The organism is Staphylococcus sp. HMSC036D05 (assembly GCF_001836225.1).
In the GTDB taxonomy this organism is placed as follows: Bacteria; Bacillota; Bacilli; order Staphylococcales; family Staphylococcaceae; genus Staphylococcus; species Staphylococcus caprae.
The window spans coordinates 395,451-415,976 of the sequence record NZ_KV827781.1; the positions used below are offsets into that span (position 1 = coordinate 395,451).

General features: G+C 33.3%; 17 protein-coding genes and 1 pseudogene. 17 read left to right on the forward strand and 1 reads right to left on the reverse strand.

Annotated features, from left to right (window positions below; all coding sequences use genetic code 11):
* The 13 genes and pseudogenes from HMPREF2580_RS06520 to HMPREF2580_RS06575 all read left to right on the forward strand — a co-directional run.
* Positions 1 to 1,475: extracellular solute-binding protein (locus tag HMPREF2580_RS06520; RefSeq protein ID WP_070831345.1), on the forward strand; the 1,475-nt coding region annotated here is incomplete at its 5' end.
* Positions 1,476 to 1,490: 15 nt separating this feature from the next.
* Complete coding sequence (locus tag HMPREF2580_RS06525; RefSeq protein WP_002442864.1) at positions 1,491 to 2,387, forward strand: carbohydrate ABC transporter permease; 897 nt, start codon at positions 1,491 to 1,493, stop codon at positions 2,385 to 2,387.
* A 13-nt stretch (positions 2,388 to 2,400) separates the two neighbouring features.
* Complete coding sequence (locus HMPREF2580_RS06530) at positions 2,401 to 3,255, forward strand: metallophosphoesterase family protein (RefSeq protein WP_070831347.1); 855 nt, start codon at positions 2,401 to 2,403, stop codon at positions 3,253 to 3,255.
* Positions 3,242 to 4,567: an MATE family efflux transporter gene (locus tag HMPREF2580_RS06535; protein ID WP_070831348.1), complete on the forward strand. Its 1,326-nt coding sequence runs from the start codon at positions 3,242 to 3,244 to the stop codon at positions 4,565 to 4,567. Before HMPREF2580_RS06530 ends, HMPREF2580_RS06535 begins: the two co-directional genes overlap by 14 nt.
* Positions 4,568 to 4,573: 6 nt before the next feature.
* Positions 4,574 to 5,341 carry a DeoR/GlpR family DNA-binding transcription regulator gene (locus HMPREF2580_RS06540; protein ID WP_002442858.1) on the forward strand — a complete coding sequence of 256 codons (768 nt, stop codon included), beginning with the start codon at positions 4,574 to 4,576 and terminating at the stop codon, positions 5,339 to 5,341.
* Between the two features lie 251 nt (positions 5,342 to 5,592).
* Positions 5,593 to 5,729, forward strand: a pseudogene (locus tag HMPREF2580_RS12465) (hypothetical protein); the annotation flags it as partial.
* Between the two features lie 207 nt (positions 5,730 to 5,936).
* Positions 5,937 to 6,596: a response regulator transcription factor gene (locus tag HMPREF2580_RS06545; protein WP_002442853.1), complete on the forward strand. Its 660-nt coding sequence runs from the start codon at positions 5,937 to 5,939 to the stop codon at positions 6,594 to 6,596.
* Entirely contained in the window at positions 6,593 to 7,963 is a 1,371-nt protein-coding gene (locus HMPREF2580_RS06550; RefSeq protein WP_044466266.1) for a HAMP domain-containing sensor histidine kinase, read from the forward strand. The genes HMPREF2580_RS06545 and HMPREF2580_RS06550 overlap by 4 nt, the downstream gene beginning before the upstream one ends.
* 208 nt (positions 7,964 to 8,171) lie before the next feature.
* Positions 8,172 to 10,976: a 2-oxoglutarate dehydrogenase E1 component gene (locus tag HMPREF2580_RS06555; protein ID WP_037541444.1), complete on the forward strand. Its 2,805-nt coding sequence runs from the start codon at positions 8,172 to 8,174 to the stop codon at positions 10,974 to 10,976.
* A 17-nt stretch (positions 10,977 to 10,993) separates the two neighbouring features.
* Positions 10,994 to 12,268 carry a dihydrolipoyllysine-residue succinyltransferase gene (gene sucB, locus HMPREF2580_RS06560; RefSeq protein WP_002442845.1) on the forward strand — a complete coding sequence of 425 codons (1,275 nt, stop codon included), beginning with the start codon at positions 10,994 to 10,996 and terminating at the stop codon, positions 12,266 to 12,268.
* Between the two features lie 208 nt (positions 12,269 to 12,476).
* The gene (locus HMPREF2580_RS06565; protein ID WP_083321675.1) at positions 12,477 to 13,397 is read left to right on the forward strand and encodes a Fic family protein; all 921 of its coding nucleotides are present in this window, start codon (positions 12,477 to 12,479) and stop codon (positions 13,395 to 13,397) included.
* 47 nt (positions 13,398 to 13,444) lie between these two features.
* Complete coding sequence (locus HMPREF2580_RS06570) at positions 13,445 to 14,566, forward strand: Fic family protein (protein ID WP_070831350.1); 1,122 nt, start codon at positions 13,445 to 13,447, stop codon at positions 14,564 to 14,566.
* 93 nt (positions 14,567 to 14,659) lie between these two features.
* Complete coding sequence (locus HMPREF2580_RS06575) at positions 14,660 to 15,490, forward strand: ATP-binding cassette domain-containing protein (protein WP_070831352.1); 831 nt, start codon at positions 14,660 to 14,662, stop codon at positions 15,488 to 15,490.
* A gap of 743 nt (positions 15,491 to 16,233) precedes the next feature.
* On the opposite strand, the gene HMPREF2580_RS06585 is transcribed toward HMPREF2580_RS06575, so the two are convergent.
* Entirely contained in the window at positions 16,234 to 16,404 is a 171-nt protein-coding gene (locus HMPREF2580_RS06585) for a hypothetical protein (RefSeq protein ID WP_002442837.1), read from the reverse strand.
* Positions 16,405 to 16,601: 197 nt separating this feature from the next.
* Between HMPREF2580_RS06585 and HMPREF2580_RS06590 the strand changes: the two genes are divergently transcribed.
* From HMPREF2580_RS06590 to HMPREF2580_RS06605, 4 genes are all read left to right on the forward strand, one after another.
* Entirely contained in the window at positions 16,602 to 17,411 is an 810-nt protein-coding gene (locus tag HMPREF2580_RS06590) for a VOC family protein (protein ID WP_070831358.1), read from the forward strand.
* Between the two features lie 30 nt (positions 17,412 to 17,441).
* Complete coding sequence (locus HMPREF2580_RS06595; protein WP_002442835.1) at positions 17,442 to 17,645, forward strand: DUF6501 family protein; 204 nt, start codon at positions 17,442 to 17,444, stop codon at positions 17,643 to 17,645.
* Between the two features lie 112 nt (positions 17,646 to 17,757).
* Positions 17,758 to 18,549 carry an ATP-binding protein gene (locus HMPREF2580_RS06600; protein WP_002442834.1) on the forward strand — a complete coding sequence of 264 codons (792 nt, stop codon included), beginning with the start codon at positions 17,758 to 17,760 and terminating at the stop codon, positions 18,547 to 18,549.
* A gap of 12 nt (positions 18,550 to 18,561) precedes the next feature.
* A complete protein-coding gene (locus HMPREF2580_RS06605; protein WP_070831361.1) occupies positions 18,562 to 20,451 on the forward strand; it encodes a vWA domain-containing protein in 1,890 nt (629 codons plus the stop codon).
* Positions 20,452 to 20,526: the final 75 nt, after the last annotated feature.

Here is a 20,526-nt window from a genome sequence, read left to right on the forward strand (position 1 = left end):
AAAAAAAGACTGGCATCACGTTAGAACTCCAAACCGTTTCTAATGAAGATTCTACAGAAGCATTAACCTCAGGACTCGCTTCAGGAGATTTACCCGACTTCATCGTTTATTACTTAGACGATAGTGGACGACCTGAAATGAAAGTACTAAATAAAGCAGCGAAACAAGGTCGACTCACAGACTTAACAAAAATGCTTAAAAACACAAAAATTTATAGTAAGTATTTCAAAAAAGGATATCTACCAAAGGATACGAAAGATAACATCATGTTTAATAAAGAACAGGATGGGACGTACCTTGTACATATGGGAATTAACCGCCATCCAGGACAAGAAGAACGTCGCACTGTAGGTGGTCCTTATGTCAGAAAAGATATCATGGATAAACTTCATATCAACCCTGCATCTATCAAGACGTCAAAAGATGTAGAAAAACTTGCTGAGAAGATGAAAGAACACCACTTCAAAGATGATAATGGTAAAGAAATCACACCTATTGGCCCAACAGCATGGGGCGGTGACGATCGTACTAAATTCTATAATGACCTTGTTTGGACTGGTCAGTCTGATGAGAAATTTTTAAATAAAGGTAAGAAAATTGTACATGAATCACAAACTGATTATCCGCTTAAACGTGTACATTACGTTAAAGACCTTATGAAGAAGGGCTTAATGACAAAAGAGTTCTATACAATGGAAGAAAATAAAGCAAAAGAAGGACTCGTTAATGGTTCATGGGGCATTGTTTCAGATTTACATAACTATGTTACTGAAAACCAAAGTATGAAATACGTTCCACTTGGACCACTCAACACAGTCAAAGGTAAATTTAGAGTTGAAAAGCCATATAAATCAGGCGCAAACGGTTGGGCTGTACCAAGTACGACTGAACATCCTGAAGACGTCGTTAAACTCGCTGATTTCCTTGCAAGTCGTGAAGGTAAATTACTCGGTCAATACGGTATTAAAGGACGTGACTATACTTTAGATAAGAAAGGTAACCCTCATGTTAAACCTGAAGTCTTAAAAGAAGTTGAGAATAATCCAGACGAAGCTAAAAAACGTGGTTTTAGAGGTGCAGGTTCTTATTGGGCAGATCATCTTGGTTATACAGATATCGATAATAAAGCTGATTTTGGTGAAACTGAGTACGGAGACAATACAAAAACGAAAAAAACTACTCCTGAAAAGATTGCTGATATGTGGCATTACGATGAAAAACAGAAACACGCCAAAATCGTAAACGGACTCACAGTAAAATCGTTCCTATCTAAATATGAATATGGAGAAGATTTAGAAGTTGCACTCGATGATTATAGTGACGCTATTAAACGTGCATATTATTCTCAATCAGACAAAGAAGCAAAACAAATTATTGATAGTGCTAAGCAACGTTTAGAAGAGGCAGGCTTAAATCAATTTGAAAGATACGTTGAAAATCAAAGAGATAAAAAAGGAACTCAAATCATTTATTAAGAGGTGGCATAGACAATGAAAGTTTCACAAGATAAAAGTGCAATTGTCATTCGTATTATCTCATTAATCATTATTATTGGCTTAGTGATCACAATTATCCTACCGATGATTAATATCTTTGCCTTAGCATTTAACTCTGGGGTAGATGCTCAAAAAGGTGGCATCACTTTCTACCCGCGTAAATTTTCGCTAGATAATTTTAAGGAGATATTTAAACAAGGTACGTTATTAAACGCATTATTCATTAGTATCGCGAAGACAGTCATAGGAACAATATTAAGTGTGATATTAACGGCTATGGCGGCATACGTTCTAACAATCAAAAGTTTACCATTTCGAAGAATCATCTCATTCTTCCTAGTATTTACGATGTTATTCAGTGCCGGTGTTGTACCACTTTATATCCTATTAAATCAACTACATTTAACAGATACGTTCTGGGTATACATTTTACCGTCACTTTATAGCGTTTATAACATTTTAATTATGCGTACATTCTTCAATCAATTACCTAGTAGTGTAATTGAAGCCGCTAGAGTAGATGGTTGTAATGACTTTCAAATCTTTTGGAAAATTGTCTTACCCATGAGTAAACCAGTTGTGGCATCCATTACATTATTTAACGCAGTAAGTCAATGGAATGATTGGTTTACAGGGGCATTCTTCGTACGTAATCCAAATCTCAAACCGTTAGCAACTGTTTTACAAGATATGTTAACGAAACAAGCCGCCATTGCAGATGCTTTAAAACAAAAGTCAGGTTCATATGCAATGTTAGACAAGTTGACAATTACAGGTGACTCAATGCAGATGGCCATGATTGTACTATTAACAATTCCAGTACTATTCCTCTTCCCATTCGTTCAGAAGCATTTTGTAAAAGGTATCAATATCGGTTCGACAAAAGAGTAAAGGAGACGAAACAATGACTACAATTCTACAATTAAGTGATTTACATATTGGGCCACACAATGATGAAAAAGATCAAAAAACTTACGATTTAATTCATCATATGATGACACACTATCAACCTGACATAACAGTATTAACAGGTGACCAAATTTGGTCTGAAGGCGTCATTGATTCGGGGCGTGTTTACAAGGAATTAATGGAGTATTTAAATCAATATGATACGCAAATTGCAACGACATTTGGTAATCACGATACCGAGGGACACCTCAAACGTTCAGACTTACGCGATATTGAGGACCAATATTCTACTAACTACGTACAGAAAAATCATAGCCTCATTGTTGATGATAAAGAAGCTTATACAATAGAAGTTAAAAGCAATGACACAGTCACACATGTACTTTATGTCATTGACGGTGGAGACTATAATCCATTTGGCATAGGTGATTATGATTTTATAAGACCTGAACATGTGAATTGGCTTAGAGAAACACACCAAACATATCAAACTCAATTTCAACACAACTTTCAACATAACTTATTATTTACGCATATTCCGTTACAAGAATATAAAGAAGTTGAGAATATTGCTGAATATCATGGCATTTTCAATGAACCCATTGCGTGCTCAAAAATTAATTCCGGATTATTCAGCCAGATGTTATTAAATGGAGATATTGAAGGTGTGTTCTGCGGTCATGACCATGACAATGATTTTACGATTAATTTATATGGCATTCGCCTTAGCTTTGGTCGTGTTGGTGGTTACAATACTTATGGTGATTTACAACGTGGGGCAAGATTAATTGAGTTGCAACCTGACGCTATATATAAATCGAAAGTGTTAGAATTTGATGATCGTTTCTAAAAGAACATTTCGGGCATTATACATTCCTATTTTAATAGAACAACTTTTCATACTCATCATGGGACAAGCTGATACATTGATGTTAAACAGCTATAGCACTGATGCCGTTGCTGCTTCGGGAATGATAAGCCAAATACTCATGCTCATCACGTTTCTAATTACAATCATTCATGTGGGTACAAATATACGTATTGTTCACTTGAAGGAACATCAACCATCAAGTATTTCACAAGAGATTTATCATAATTTGTTATTCAATATCATAGTATCTATCATATTTACGATTGTGATTGGACTCGCATTTGAACCTATCCTACGACTTTTTCAAGTACCTCAAGATATATTCAAACTGACCTATCAATTTGGACTGATTATATTGAGTGTACTCACTTTAACGACTTGTCAAATGTACATTGGTACCGTATTACGTGTCATGAATCATGCAGCATCAGCGACACGCATTACTATCATTAGTAATGTGACTAATATCATTCTAAATGGTGTTGTACTCTTTATTATTCCAGAGTATGTAGGTAACCCTGTATTAGGTGTCGCGGTGGCAACAGCGCTCAGTCGTTTATTGGGATGTATTTTAGCTTTGATTGCACTGATACAAATTTTCCGTCCACTCAAGCACTACTTCAAGCTGAGCTGGAAGACAATATACCAGGTTTCGACATTAGGTATCCCAACAGCAGGTGAACAAATTTCTTATAATTTTGCGCAGACATTTACAACTGCATTTATTGCGATGTTAGGCACTCAAGTCATCGCTGCGAAATCTGTTTCCACTGTACTAAGCGGCCTGTCCTTTAGTTGCGCTATGGCATTTAGTGCCGCTAGCCAAATTTATTTAGGAAAATTTATATCTCGACGTCGTTACCGCACTTTAAAGAAAGTTGTTGTAAAAAGTATTTGGTTTAACATCATACAATCCTTCATGATTATGACGTGTGTACTTATAGGATTTATTGTGTGTGGACGTTGGATAACACACGACTTACAAACCTATCATTTAATCATCTACTATCTTGTTATACTTTTTGGATTAGAACCGATACGTGCAATGAATAATTTAATTGTAGATTTATTAAACGTGGCAGGGGATGTACGTTATCCAGTCACAGTGAGTATTGTCACCACTTGGCTGTTATTATTACCTGGAAGTTATCTATTAGGGATTCATTGGAGATTTGGCTATACAGGAATTATTTTAGTGAGTATTGCAGATGAAGCGCTGAGATTTATCATTATGTATCTTAGATGGCGTAAAGATCGATGGCAAGCACGTATGAAGCAGATTGGAGTTTAGATAATTATGTATAAAAGAAATGAACGTTTGAATCTCATTCGTAAACGTGTTGATCAGTACGGGCAGGTGGCCGTAAAAGATTTAGCTATCTTTTTACAAGTGACGCCTGAAACCGTGAGAAAGGATTTAGAAACCTTAGAAAATGATAAACTGATTACACGTACACATGGAGGTGCGATTCAATACAATCATATTAATAAAGAGAAATCATATGCGAATAAGTGGCAGAAACAATCACAAGTAAAAGAACGTATTGCTAAGAAAGCTGCTTTACAAATACAGTCTGGAGAAATTATTGTCATCGATGGAGGGACAACAACAGGGCGAATTCCTCAATATCTCAATGATATTACTCAGACCACGATTGTGACGAATTCTTTGAAGATTGCAGATGAATTGAATCGTGCTATCGAGGAGCAACGTATTCAAGCAGAAGTGATTATGCTTGCTGGAAAGACGAATACTGAACAAGATGTTGTGCGTGGGCATATGACGAATGAGTTACTACAACGTTTTAAATTTGATAAAGCTTTTATTTCATGTGGTTCGTTTGATACGAGTGATTGTTATGAATTTGATTTGGAAGAAGCCCATGCGAGTCACATCATGATTCAACAAAGTCAACTGAGTTATCTCTTAGCAGATAGTAGTAAGCGAGATGCGCATGCGTCGTATCGTATTGATGGGTTTAGCGAAATTGATTATATGATTTCTGATTATGCTAAACCGCAGAATATGGAATATTTTAACCAGAAGCATTGGTTGCAGATTTAACTTATTGAAAATGAAGCCTGAGACTTCGTCTTTATTAAATGAAAGATGACGTCTTAGGCTTTATTTAATTTTAACAATGGTAACACTTGAGGCTTTGCTCAAGTATAAGTGCCACTAGCAACGAATATTTTATTCGTTGCAGTGGCACTAAAAAAGCAGTAAACCTCAAGTGTCAAAGGTCTACTGCTTTTATTGAAACGTTGTTTCTCAACGTTAGTCTTTTACGGGCATATAAAAGGGGATAATTGAAAATGACCAATCCAATAAGAACGAAATATATGTGGGGGGGAATGTTCTAGTCGGTATTGATAATCATTTTCAACTAGTATTATACATGACTGAGAATCGTTGTCAATTAGAATCACAAACTTTTTTGATAAATTTCATCTAACATACTATAAATGCTGTCATATCAACACTTCTCAGATTTTTAATTTTCCAAATAAACTTTCATTAATGATAAAATCTTTGAGAATGAATTGTGATAAAATAGATAAAGCAAATAAAGAGAAATTATTAACAAATTCATAACAATTAAAGAATACATCTTTTTCATTCATATGCCATTAGGTAAGATGTATCATGAGGTGCAAATATGACAAATATTTTAATCGTAGAAGATGAGCAAAATCTTGCTCGATTTATAGAACTTGAACTCACACATGAGAATTACAATGTAGATATAGAAAATGATGGTCGCACAGGTTTAGATAAAGCATTAAATAAATCATATGATCTGATCATTCTTGACTTAATGTTACCTAACATTAACGGCCTAGAGATTTGTAGACAAATTCGTCAAGAATATTCAACGCCAATTATCATTATCACCGCTAAAGGAGAAACATATGATAAAGTTGCTGGACTCGATTATGGCGCCGATGATTACATCGTTAAACCTTTCGATATTGAGGAACTGCTCGCTCGAATTAGAGCTATCTTACGTAGACAGCCTCAGAAAGATGTCATTGACATTAACGGAATTATCATTGATAAAGATGCTTTCAAAGTTACAGTTGACGGTACACAGCTTGAATTGACGAAGACGGAGTATGATTTGCTATATGTTTTAGCTGAAAATAGAAATCACGTCATGCAACGTGAACAAATTTTAGACCACGTGTGGGGTTTCAATAGTGAAGTTGAAACGAATGTCGTAGATGTTTATATCCGATATTTACGTAATAAATTAAAACCTTTTAATAAGGAAAAATCGATTGAAACCGTTCGTGGTGTAGGGTATGTGATTCGATGATTAAACGTCGTAAGTTAAAATATAAATGGATGATGATTACGACACTCATTACATTTACGACAATATTGTTATTTTGTTTGATTATCATTTTCTTCTTAAAGGATACATTGAGAAATAGTGAATTAGACGAAGCTGAGAGAAGTTCGAGTGATATTGCAAATTTGTTTCATTCTAAATCTTTAGATCAAATATCACCGCTCGATTTAAATGCTTCGTTAGAGAACTTTCAAGAGGTCATCATTTTTGATGATAGAGGTAAAAAATTAATACAAACATCTAATGAAAATGCCATCAATTATGACAAAAAGGTTGATATCAATCATCCTGAACGTATTCACATCCATAAAAGTCATGGTATCAACTACTTAATTATTACTGAACCCATACATTCAAAGGACTTTTCCGGATATAGCGTATTAATCCATTCACTACAAAATTACGATAATCTAGTGCGATCACTTTATATCGTAGCCTTAGCATTTGGACTCATCGCTACAATCATTACAGCAGGAATTAGTTATATCTTCTCATCACAAATTACAAAACCCATTGTGACGATGTCTAATAAAATGAATCAAATCCGACGCGATGGTTTCCAGAATAAACTTGAATTAACCACAAATTATGAAGAAACAGATAATCTTATCGTGACTTTCAATGATATGATGTATCAAATTGAAGAATCCTTCAATCAACAGCGCCAATTCGTTGAAGATGCCTCTCACGAATTAAGAACACCTTTACAAATCATTCAAGGCCATCTCAATTTAATTCAACGGTGGGGTAAAAAAGACCCAGAAGTTCTAGAAGAGTCACTGGATATATCTATTGAAGAGGTAAACCGAATTACTAAACTTGTTGAAGAATTACTGATGTTAACCAAAGATAGAGTGAACAGTAATGTACTTGAATGTGAAAATGTAGATATAAATAATGAAATTCAAACCCGCGTCAAATCACTTCGACAACTACATCCTAAATATACATTTGAAACAGAATTAACTTCTAAACCTATTCACTTGAAGATCAACCGACATCAATTCGAACAATTATTACTTATCTTCTTAGATAATGCGATGAAGTATGATACTGATAACAAATATATAACGATCACTACACAGTTAAAGAATAAACTTGTTAGTATCGAAATTACCGATCATGGTATGGGCATTCCTAAAGCAGATTTAGAGTTTATCTTTGACAGATTTTATCGTGTAGACAAATCACGTGCACGAAGTCAAGGTGGAAACGGGTTAGGTTTATCGATTGCCCAAAAAATCGTACAATTAAATGGTGGAACAATTGAAGTCAGCAGTGAAGTTCAATCGTTTACTACTTTCAAAATCCAGTTTCCATTACAAAATTAGGTAACTAAATATAATTTTTTGGATAGCTCCATTGCGTCTTTGAACCGCATCGACGAAGCAACTCATTCCATTTTTTAAAATAACGCAGAACCAATCTATATTTGGTTCTGCTTTTTGTATATAAATAGGTAAATTGACTTTAACAAAATTTGAAATAATGCTATTATTATCTTGTAAGCGTTTCAACATTTTTGTGGAGGGTGTAAAAATGACAAAGGACAAAAAGGAAGTTACAGAGGCGCCTGTAAACTTCGGTGCAAATCTCGGCTTAATGCTAGATTTGTATGATGATTACCTACAAGATCCATCATCAGTTCCAGAAGATTTACAAGTTCTATTTAGTACAATTAAAACAGGGGAAGCTCATATCGAGGCTAAACCGACCACTGGTTCAAGTGGTTCACAAGCGGGAGACAGCACGATTAAACGTGTGATGCGCTTAATCGATAATATACGTCAATACGGACACTTAAAAGCAGGCATTTATCCAGTTAATCCTCCAGAGCGTAAACATGTCCCTAAATTAGGAATTGAAGACTTTGATTTAGACCAAGAAACTTTGGAACAAATTTCAGCTGGTATTGTATCAGAACACTTTGAAGATATTTATGACAATGCCTATGAAGCGATTGTCCGTATGGAAAAACGCTATAAAGGACCAATTGCTTTTGAATATACACATATTAATAATAGTAAAGAGCGCGTTTGGTTAAAAAGACGTATAGAAACGCCTTATAAAGCGAATTTAAACAATAATCAGAAAAAAGAACTTTTCAAAAAATTAGCGCATGTTGAAGGATTTGAAAAATACTTACACAAAAACTTCGTTGGTGCAAAGCGTTTCTCTATTGAAGGGGTAGACACGTTAGTACCAATGCTTCAACATACTATTACTTTAGCGGGTAATGAGGGAATTAAGAATATTCAAATCGGTATGGCTCACCGAGGACGATTAAACGTATTAACACATGTGCTTGAAAAACCATATGAAATGATGATTTCAGAATTCATGCACACAGATCCTATGAAATTCTTACCTGAAGACGGTAGTTTAGAATTAACTTCAGGTTGGACAGGCGATGTTAAGTACCACTTAGGTGGCGTTAAAACGACTGACTCATACGGTACTGAACAACGTATTTCTCTAGCTAATAACCCAAGCCACTTGGAAATTGTAGCACCCGTTGTTGAAGGTAGAACACGTGCTGCACAAGATGAAACACATCAAGCTGGTTCACCATCAACTGACTTCCATAAAGCAATGCCAATTATCATTCATGGTGATGCGGCTTATCCAGGTCAAGGTATTAACTTTGAAACAATGAACCTAGGTAGCTTACAGGGTTATACTACTGGCGGTTCACTTCACATCATTACAAATAATAGAATTGGATTCACAACTGAACCTGTTGATGGACGTTCAACAACTTATTCAACAGACGTTGCTAAAGGTTACGATGTTCCAATTTTACACGTTAATGCAGATGATGTAGAAGCAACAATTGAAGCCATCGATATCGCAATGGAATTCCGCAAAGAGTTCCACAAAGATGTCGTTATCGATTTAGTAGGATATCGTCGTTATGGGCATAATGAAATGGATGAACCTTCTATCACAAACCCTGTTCCATATCATAATATTCGTAAACATGAATCAGTCGAAATTTTATATGGTAAGAAATTAGTAGAAGACGGTATCATTTCAGAAGACGAAATGAATGAAATAATTGATAATGTTCAAAAAGAAATGCGTGCAGCGCATGACAAAATCGATAAATCAGATAAGATGGATAATCCAGATATGGAAAAACCTGAGTCACTTCAATTACCATTACAAAGTGACGAGAAAGATTTCACATTTGATCATCTTAAAGAAATCAATGATGCAATGCTCACATATCCTGAAGATTTCCATGTACTTAAAAAGCTAAATAAAGTACTCGAAAAACGTAGAGAACCATTTGAAAAAGATGGCGGATTAGTTGATTGGGCTCAAGCAGAGCAACTTGCTTTCGCCACTATTTTACAAGATGGAACTTCAGTTCGTTTAACTGGTCAAGATAGTGAACGTGGTACTTTCAGTCATAGACATGCTGTTCTACATGACGAAGAAAATGGTGATACTTATACACCATTGCATCATGTACCTGATCAAAAAGCGACTTTTGAAATTCACAACTCACCATTATCTGAAGCTGCTGTTGTTGGTTTCGAATATGGTTACAACGTTGAGAACAAAGGAAGTTTCAACATTTGGGAAGCTCAATACGGAGATTTCTCTAACATGGCACAAATGATTTTTGATAACTTCTTATCAAGTTCTCGTGCTAAATGGGGAGAACGTTCAGGTCTAACATTATTCTTACCTCATTCTTATGAAGGTCAAGGTGCTGAACACTCATCTGCTCGTTTAGAAAGATTCTTGCAACTTGCTGCTGAGAATAATAGCACAGTAGTAAACTTATCTAGTTCAAGTAACTACTTCCACTTATTACGAGCACAAGCAGCAAGCTTAGATTCTCAAGAAATGAGACCATTAATCGTAATGTCACCGAAAAGTTTATTACGAAATAAAACAGTTGCTAAACCAATCGATGAATTTACTTCTGGTGGTTTCAAACCTATCATTACTGAAGAACACGATGCAGAAAAAGTTAAAAAAGTTATTTTAGCTTCAGGAAAAATGTTTATCGATTTAAAAGAACATTTAGAGAAAAACCCTGATGAATCTACTTTACTTGTTGCAGTAGAGAGATTATATCCATTCCCTGAAGAAGAAATTAAAGAAGTTCTAGAATCACTACCAAATCTAGAAAAAGTATCATGGGTTCAAGAAGAACCTAAAAACCAAGGCGCTTGGTTATTTGTTTATCCTTATCTTAAAGCACTTGTTGCTGATAGATATGATCTTAGCTATCATGGTAGAATTCAAAGGGCAGCACCTGCTGAAGGTGATGGAGAAATTCATAAACTTGTTCAAAATCGAATTATTGAAAGTAGCATTAATAATTAACTAGGGGGAAATTAAGTATGCCAGAGGTAAAAGTTCCAGAATTAGCAGAATCAATCACAGAAGGTACCATTGCAGAGTGGTTAAAGAACGTTGGAGATAGCGTAGATAAAGGTGAAGCTATCTTAGAATTAGAAACAGATAAAGTAAACGTTGAAGTTGTTTCTGAGGAAGCAGGCGTACTATCTGAACAATTAGCCGAAGAAGGCGATACAGTTGAAGTAGGTCAAGCTGTAGCTGTTGTAGGCGAAGGTAGTGGTAATGCATCAAGTGGTTCATCAGAAGACACTCCACAAAAAGATGAATCTAAAGATGCAGGACAAACTGAAGATAAATCAGAACAAAAACAAGCTTCTTCAGATAATAAACAAGATAGCCAAGATACTAACAATCAACGTGTCAATGCTACGCCATCTGCACGTAGACATGCACGTGAAAATGGCGTTAACTTAAGCGAAGTTTCTGGTAAAGGAAATGACGTATTAAGAAAAGATGACGTTGATAATAGTCAAAAACAAGCAAGTCAACCAGCTAAAAGTGAAAGCAAATCACAAGACAGTGGTTCTAAAAAATCTAATGACAATCCATCTAAACCAGTTATTCGTGAAAAAATGTCGCGTCGTAAGAAAACAGCTGCTAAAAAATTATTAGAAGTATCTAATCAAACAGCAATGTTAACAACATTCAACGAAGTAGACATGACAAATGTTATGGAATTACGTAAACGTAAAAAAGAACAATTCATGAAAGATCATGATGGAACAAAACTTGGTTTCATGTCATTCTTCACTAAAGCAGCAGTAGCAGCACTTAAGAAATATCCTGAAGTAAATGCTGAAATCGACGGCGAAGATATGATTACTAAGCAATTCTATGATATCGGTATTGCTGTTTCTACAGATGATGGTTTATTAGTTCCATTCGTTAGAGACTGCGATAAGAAAAACTTTGCTGAAATTGAACAAGAAATTGCTAACTTAGCTGTCAAAGCACGTGATAAAAAATTAGGCTTAGATGACATGGTTAACGGTTCATTCACAATTACGAATGGCGGTATCTTCGGTTCAATGATGAGTACACCAATCATTAATGGTAGCCAAGCTGCTATCTTAGGTATGCACTCAATCATTACACGTCCAATCGCAATCGATAAAGATACAATTGAAAACCGTCCAATGATGTATTTAGCTCTAAGCTATGACCACAGAATCATTGATGGTAAAGAAGCAGTAGGATTCTTAAAAACAATCAAAGAACTCATTGAAAATCCAGAAGATTTATTACTAGAATCATAATTCTGAACTAAATATACTCTATAAATACTGATACAGCGGCGTTCGACGTCGCTGTATTTTTTATGTGAAAAATTAAGTAAAGTTATCTTAATCATCACGCGTTTACACATAGATATTTTTTCATATTATAAATTAAATATTGTTTATAAATATACTTAGTGATAAAATTTATCGAATCATATATTTAGGCGGTGAAGAGAAGGAATTTATGTATAAATATTTCTATAAATATCCCAAAGAGTTCGAAAAAGAATTAAATGTACGACTAAATAATCCAAATGTAGAGATATTAGATTTAAAAATCAAACCATTTAAATCTAGTGACAGCTTCAATTTATATTATATTCTTACTTCGAAAATTAAAAATTTAATTGACGATATCGATAAAAACAACTCGACTATAGCAAAACTTATTACAAATTTACCTGAAATTGCTACTCAATCATTACATCAAGAGTTGATAGTCAATGAATTATTCTCTACTAATCAGATAGAAGGCATAAAATGTAGCAAACAAGAAATCTTAAATAGCATAAAACATATAAAAGAAAACCCTAAAATGAATACTCGATTTAAAAGTATGTTGAAATCTTATTTAGAAATATTTGACGGTAAAAATAATCTTCCTGAAGTACCAAAAGATATTAAAACTATTTATGAAATGATCGCAGAAGAAGCCGATTTTGAGAATAAACCGGACGGCGAATTATTCCGGAATCATTCAGTGAACATTGTTACCTCTACTAATAAAGTTATACATAAAGGTATTCATCCTCATAATAATATCGTCAATCATTTACAAATCCTACTAAATTTTATGAATTCTTCCAGTCATGTTGTACCTATTATTAAAATTGCTATTTTTCATTATTACTTTGGATATATTCATCCATTTTATGATGGAAATGGTCGTACATCACGTTTTATAAACGCCTTATATTTAAGTAAAGCGTTCAATCGATATACTGCCTTTTCATTTTCTAACATCATAGAAAATAATAAAAATATCTATTATGACATGTTCGATAAAACAAATAGTGTAATAAATAAAGGTGAACTCAACTATTTTATTAACAACTTTTTAAACTTTATTAAGAAAGGTCAAGAAAGTTTAATCGAAAGAATTTAGTACTTTTTTCTTAATAAACAATATTATTACTAAATAAGGAGAAGAAAATGGCCTTAAAAAATATTTTCCAATTACCAATTGAAATCGATGATAAAATAGCATTGAAAATATATCGCAAAATAGCTGTAATCAATGGAAAAATAGGTAGACTCAATAGTGAACTTAACCATTCAATTATTAACGATAATTTCATCAATATCATGAGTATAAGAGAATCATTAGAATCTACTAAAATTGAAGGAACACAAGTCACTTTTGATGAAGTATTAGAGGAAAAAATGGATAAGAATCCAAGTAACGAAGTTAAAGAAGTATTAAATTATATGGACGCTTTATCTTATGGTTTTGAACAAATCACCACTCACAATAGACCCTTATCAACTAAATTGATTAAAGAACTTCACACTATATTATTAACTGGTACTAGAGGAAAAGATAAAAATCCCGGTAACTTTAGAAAAATACAAAATTTTATTGGTCCAGATAATAAAATTGAGAACGCTATCTATATACCAATTGAAGCTAATTTAATTGAGGAATATATGACTAACTTAGAATACTTTATGAATGGAATGGAACACCAGAGTTTAAAAGAAGAACCATTCAAAACATACTTTAATTATAATGCTGATCCTCTTATTAGAACTGCAATTTCTCATGCTCAATTCGAATCAATACATCCTTTTTTAGATGGAAATGGAAGATTAGGGCGAATTTTAATTATTTTGATGTTAGTAAATGCTAAAACTATTGAAAAGCCAGTATTCTTTGTCAGCGAGGAGTTAGAAAAAGAAAAAGCTAGATATTATGATTTACTCAATGGCGTAAGATCAGAAAAAAGCGATTGGCAAGGATGGATTACTTTCTTCTTGCAAGCTACTGAAAGAATGATTGATAGCATTTTACTCAAAATCTCTAATTCAGAATCATTGTATTTAACAGGTGCCAATTTACTTCATACCTCTTCAGAAAAGTTAATCTGGTTTATAACTTTTCAAGAACCTAAAATTACTGTAAGGAGAGCAAGTGAAATCACAAAACTATCTCAGCCAACTGTTAGAAGAGCTTTAAAAAAATTAGCAGAATTGGATTTAATATATGAAGAAAAAAGCAAGAAAAGAAATCGGACTTATAATAATTATGAGTTATTAAGAATAATTAATAATTAGGTGTGGGGAACCAATCTTTAAAAACTAATAAATGTTAATATATCAATATAGAATGATTCACAAGAAATATGACAAATTCAATTGGAGTATAAGATGAGAAATTTATCTATTGAGGGTAAAAATATTTCAAAAACTTTAAATGCCCACAAGATTATTAATAATCTTGATATGTATGTACCTCAAAATTCCATCACTTTAATAAAGGGGCATAATGGTTCGGGGAAAAGTGTAACTTTAAAGATTATTGCTGGTCTAATGAATTATCAGAGTGGGAGTCTTTCTGTTAATGGGCGAGTAAGTTATGCGATAGATTACTTTCCTGACAATTTAAATTTAACTATTAATGAATACTTTGAATTTTTATTGAAAACATACCCATCTCAGCAAACCCAGGAAAATCTTAATTACTTTATTCAACACTTCAATTTATCGCCATTTTTAACTCAAAAAATTATAAATTGTTCAAAAGGTACGAAACAAAAGGTAAATATGATTCAGTGTTTGCTTAAAAAAGCTGATATTTATATTTTAGATGAACCATTTTCTGGACTAGATCAAGAAGCTACACAATTTCTATTAGATTATTTAAGTCAATTAAAATCTATAGCTACTATAGTATTAACGTCTCACGAATCATTTTTACATCAAAAAATCACTACGCACATTCTTAATATTGAAACTGGAGAATTTCATACTGTTGAAAGTGATAAAAACGAAATCTCACAAATTACTAAATTAGTTATTATTCAATATAACGCTAGTATTTCTAAAATTTTATCAAAGTATCATCATCTTAACTCTATTCAAACTGTAGATGATAAGTTGCACATTCAAATTAATGCATCTTATTTGAATACCTTACTTAAATTATTACTTGAGCATCAGTGTGACATCATCGAAATAAAGGATGTGACTGGTTCATGATAGCGTTTATTCAATACCAATATAAGAAATATCTTCGCTCTTATCAGTTCATACCGCCGATGATGATTTTTATAACTTGGATTATTATTCAATATCTTTATAGTGGCCAACCAATATTGTCTAGTTATGCTTCAAGTTGCTTGGTGTTGCTTATTATTTCATGTTGGCTTACCATAAATATTTTAAATTTAGAAACGTTAAACGAAAAATATTTACTTTTTATACAGTTTGAGTCTAAACTTAAGTACCTTTTTGGTAAGTTACTATTTATATTTTTGGTAAACTGTATGTTAATTGTTTTTTCGATGCTTTATCCAATTTTAATACATAGTTTTAAGGATAAAGTATCTTTAAAAGAGGCCACACTGGCAATTGCCTTACACATCATTGTTTGTTTAACTGCAATCCTAATTTCTACATTCATTGCGAATATTAATGTGTTATCAAAAAAATATAAGTGGTTACTTATTGCTTTAATCATTTTGGTAAGTATTTTACGTCCATTTTTATTACAAACGTACACTTTTCTTAAATATATATTGTGGATTGTACCACCAATAGGTGACTATATGTCACTTTATAATACAGAAATACTCGCTCATTTTAACTATCTATCAATAACAACAATTATGATAGTCTATATTTTAGTTTTATTTGGGCTCACCATATTTATATTCTTAAAATCCGAGCAAAAATAAACGTCCTAACCCAATTGGCTAGGACGTTTATTATATTATATATGATTAAGAAAGAAATATAATTTCAATAATTGCAAGAATTACACAAACTACAAATGCAATTGTAAAATATTTAAAACTAGGCTTTTGTTTATTATCTAAATTAGTGAAAACTTGAATACCTGAATAAACTGCAATAAGTACTGTAATTGCAAATAAAATCCATAAATTAGACATATGTACGCCTCCTTAAACATGTCTTTACATATATTTTAATATATACAAAAATTTTATCCAATGTGTAATTTTAATTTTCAAACAAATGACAATGTTGACTTAAAATAACCCACATAGAATAAACTTTCATCATATTCATTAGCATTAAAATACGTTATAATAATGATTATAAAGACAAAATCTAGGAGTGTCAGTTTATGAGCGGACTTAGAAGTGTCACTATAGGGACGAGTGACCTATCTAAAACTAAAGAATTATTTAGTAACATCATCGGATTGCAATATACTGATAAAAATGAAAATGCTTTAAGATTTGGAGATGCTAATTTAAACCCCGGTACTCGACTACATTTTGTAGAAATTCCTACTAATGATTACATAAATCAGCATATTGATAGTGTAGGGTTACGCACACCTTCTGATTTAGGATTAGATGAGTATCAAGAAATTCTCTCAAATCACAACATCTCTTATAGCTCAATGACTGAACTCAATGGTAATAAACATTTTAGTTTTGAAGATGACAATCATCAAACATTCGATATTTACTCAAATGAACATAATACTGGTGTCGGTCTCGGCATGCCTTCATTTGATAGTTCGGTTAATCCACTTCATCAAGTGCAAGGTTTAGGGCCTGTGATACTTAAAGTCAACGAATTGGCGATTACTACATCTATTTTAACGAGAGTATTTGGTCTGGATTTATTCGCAGAGTATTTACCAAGTGAAGACGCCGATGAAAATATTCAAGTTTTCAAAATTGGTGAAGGTGGCTTAGGTGGTGAACTTCACTTATATGAAGCCGATAAAGATATTGAAATGTCTGATGTCGGTCCAGTAGAACAAGTCGAATTCTCAACGCAACATCGTGAAGCTTTTAATCAAGCTAAAGAACGTTTAGATGAAATCGGTATACCTTACCAAACGTTAGAACAAGAGGATTCAGAATCTTTAAGAATCACTGAAAGCAGTGGTATCTCATTTATTTACACATTAGAAAAGTAAATCATTTTTAAAATAGAGGAAGGTTATACAATGTTACATGAGACATGGAAAGAACGTACACCTATCAAGAAAGTAGAAGTGACAAATACAGATGCTAAGAAATTTACAGTTTCTGATATGTTAACAGTTGGTAAACAATATGACGTTATCAATGAAACTGAAGAGTATTATCAAATTATTGATAACTCTGGCTTAGTGGGCGGATACTTCAAGGACTACTTTAAAGAAGTATAGAACGCGCCATGCAATTGAAGTAGTGATGACTTAACATTATTAATAGGGCTAAGACAGGTCTGTGGAGACTTAGATGTCTTAGCCTCTTTTTATACATAAAGGAAGGGTAACGATGGTACAAACAATTTATAAAAACTCAGATGAATCTGTATTTCAAGATGCGAAAGTGCTTTTTGAATTAAATAAAAATATTTTATTAAAAGGCCCTACAGGTTCTGGGAAAACGAAGCTTGCTGAGACACTTAGTCAGGAAGTTCAACGGCCTATGCACCAAGTCAATTGTTCAGTTGATTTAGATACTGAAAGTTTACTCGGCTTTAAAACAATTCAAACAAATGAAGAAGGCCATCAAGAAATTGTGTTTATAGATGGGCCTGTAATTAAAGCAATGAAACAGGGTCATATTCTCTATATTGATGAAATTAATATGGCGAAACCTGAGACGTTACCAATTCTAAATGGTGTTTTAGACTATCGACGTCAAATTACTAACCCATATACTGGTGAGGTCATTAAAGCTGCACCAGGCTTCAATGTTATCGCTGCGATTAATGAAGGATATGTCGGTACATTACCTATGAACGAAGCACTCAAGAACCGTTTTATCGTCATAGAAGTTGATTATATTGATGGGGATATTTTAAAAACGGTCATCAAAGAGCAAAGCCGTTTACAAGATGATCAAGTGATACGACAAATTATCAAATTTAATGAAGATTTAAGAACAATGACGAAGCAAGGACAAATTTCCGAAGAGGCTGCTAGTATACGTGCACTCATCGACTTAAGTGACTTAGCTACTGTTATACCTATTGAACGTGCGATTAAACGTACTATTATAGATAAGTTAGAAGATGAACGTGAGCAACAAGCCATTGTTAACGCAATTGAGTTAAATTTTTAAAGAGGGATACGTATGAGTGATCGTTTTATCAAATTCAACGATGAACAATTAGATGCTAAGCAAGTCATGATGTTACAAGACCTAGCACGATTGCTTTTGAAAAATGAACAAACACAAGTCAAAATCCAAAAATTTCCATATTATAATCCATTTAGCAATACTTTAATCACAAGTTGGTTTTGGTCTCATCGGCCACCTCAAGTTGAACAAGCAGGGCTTAAAACTGACGTACTATTAGCTGCATATGGCTACCATCACATGGATGTAGATATTGTAAACGAAGTCCTACATCATAGTGATTTCCAACATCGTAAATTCTTTCATCAGTTGTTCAAGTTATTGGAAGATGTGCGTATCTTCGAAATTATCCGTAACAAACGACCAAGTACTGCTAAGTATATCGATTTACGTTTAAATACGCGAATGGCTTTCACAGATTCACAAATCAATGTGTATAAAACTAAAACTGTTTATACAGATTTATTATTCCTTTATTTAGAGCGTGCCTTTCTAAGTCAAAACTTCTTTGACATACCAACAATACATCCGTTATTTGATGATATTTTAGTTAGCATGTATCAGTATCTGCCTAATATTTTCCAGAATCAATCTTCAGAAGATAATATGTACCTCGCTGAACGTATTATGTACCAAGTTGATGATTTACTCAAAGAAGATATGTTAAATGAATATTATTATTTACCACAAAAGTTATACGAAGATATTCAAACTACTACATTTGACGATTTGAAACGTACAGATGCAAGTCAAACAGATGGTAACGATACTAATAATTCCGAAGAAGATATTGAAACTGCAGAAGCAGAAACAAAGTCAGCGGATAGTCAATCCAAAGGCGGTGCTTATCTAGAAATGGAACTTCATGAAGGTGAAAATAGTGAAGTCATGGCGGATAATGACACAGCTCGAGAAGGCGACAGCACTGATGATATGACCGATATGATGACTAAGAAAGGAAAGGGCTCTCAGAGTACTTTAGATCATGATGAAGGTGGTTTAATAGGCCAAAATCAAGCATTTGCCTTAGAAGGAATCAATAAGAATGTAAAAATTGAATGGAAAGTACCTGATATTCAACCTCAAGACATCATAAATTACCAATCTTCGAAGAATGATGTGCAATATGAGATTAAAGATTTAATTCAAATCATTAAAAAAACAATTGACCGAGAACATGAAGATGAACGTCGCAATCTCACTAAAGGGCGGCTTCAAAAAGATTTAATCAACTGGTTTATTGATGATCAATTTAAATTATTTTATAAAAAACAGGACTTAAGTAAGACTTTTGATGCAACCTTCACACTGTTAGTAGATGCCTCTGCGAGCATGCATGACAAAATGGACGAAACGATCAAAGGTGTCGTTTTATTCCACGAAACATTGAAAACTTTAAATATTAAACATGAAATTTTAGCTTTTAATGAGGATGCCTTTGAAGCTGATGATCGCGAGCAACCTAATATTATTGATGAAATTATTAATTATAATTATTCAATTTTTGAAAAGGAAGGCCCTCGAATTATGTCATTAGAACCGCAAGATGATAATCGCGATGGCGTGGCAATCAGAGTCGCAAGTGAACGTCTTTTACAAAGAAGTCATCAACAGCGTTTTCTTATCGTGTTCTCAGATGGTGAACCATCAGCATTTAATTATAGTCAAGATGGCATCATTGATACGTATGAAGCTGTTGAAACTGCACGTAAGTTTGGGATTGAAGTTTTTAACGTCTTCCTTAGTCAAGAACCAATTACTGAAGATATTGAGCAAACCATTCACAATATCTATGGTCAATTTTCAATTTTTGTTGAAGGTGTGGAACATTTACCAAGTCATTTATCTCCATTATTGAAGAAACTATTGCTGAAGTCCTTTTAAACTTTTGAAAATAGCGGAATGTGTAAGTGTTGGGTTGCACTTCGTTTTCTTAATTAGAAGATATTCTACTTTAAA

Coding starts and splice junctions, on each gene's coding strand:
- HMPREF2580_RS06525 (WP_002442864.1), top strand. CDS start 1,491: ATGAAAGTTTCACAAGATAAAAGTGCAATTGTCATTCGTATTATCTCA.
- HMPREF2580_RS06530 (WP_070831347.1), top strand. CDS start 2,401: ATGACTACAATTCTACAATTAAGTGATTTACATATTGGGCCACACAAT.
- HMPREF2580_RS06535 (WP_070831348.1), top strand. CDS start 3,242: ATGATCGTTTCTAAAAGAACATTTCGGGCATTATACATTCCTATTTTA.
- HMPREF2580_RS06540 (WP_002442858.1), top strand. CDS start 4,574: ATGTATAAAAGAAATGAACGTTTGAATCTCATTCGTAAACGTGTTGAT.
- HMPREF2580_RS06545 (WP_002442853.1), top strand. CDS start 5,937: ATGACAAATATTTTAATCGTAGAAGATGAGCAAAATCTTGCTCGATTT.
- HMPREF2580_RS06550 (WP_044466266.1), top strand. CDS start 6,593: ATGATTAAACGTCGTAAGTTAAAATATAAATGGATGATGATTACGACA.
- HMPREF2580_RS06555 (WP_037541444.1), top strand. CDS start 8,172: ATGACAAAGGACAAAAAGGAAGTTACAGAGGCGCCTGTAAACTTCGGT.
- sucB (WP_002442845.1), top strand. CDS start 10,994: ATGCCAGAGGTAAAAGTTCCAGAATTAGCAGAATCAATCACAGAAGGT.
- HMPREF2580_RS06565 (WP_083321675.1), top strand. CDS start 12,477: ATGTATAAATATTTCTATAAATATCCCAAAGAGTTCGAAAAAGAATTA.
- HMPREF2580_RS06570 (WP_070831350.1), top strand. CDS start 13,445: ATGGCCTTAAAAAATATTTTCCAATTACCAATTGAAATCGATGATAAA.
- HMPREF2580_RS06575 (WP_070831352.1), top strand. CDS start 14,660: ATGAGAAATTTATCTATTGAGGGTAAAAATATTTCAAAAACTTTAAAT.
- HMPREF2580_RS06585 (WP_002442837.1), bottom strand. CDS start 16,404: ATGTCTAATTTATGGATTTTATTTGCAATTACAGTACTTATTGCAGTT.
- HMPREF2580_RS06590 (WP_070831358.1), top strand. CDS start 16,602: ATGAGCGGACTTAGAAGTGTCACTATAGGGACGAGTGACCTATCTAAA.
- HMPREF2580_RS06595 (WP_002442835.1), top strand. CDS start 17,442: ATGTTACATGAGACATGGAAAGAACGTACACCTATCAAGAAAGTAGAA.
- HMPREF2580_RS06600 (WP_002442834.1), top strand. CDS start 17,758: ATGGTACAAACAATTTATAAAAACTCAGATGAATCTGTATTTCAAGAT.
- HMPREF2580_RS06605 (WP_070831361.1), top strand. CDS start 18,562: ATGAGTGATCGTTTTATCAAATTCAACGATGAACAATTAGATGCTAAG.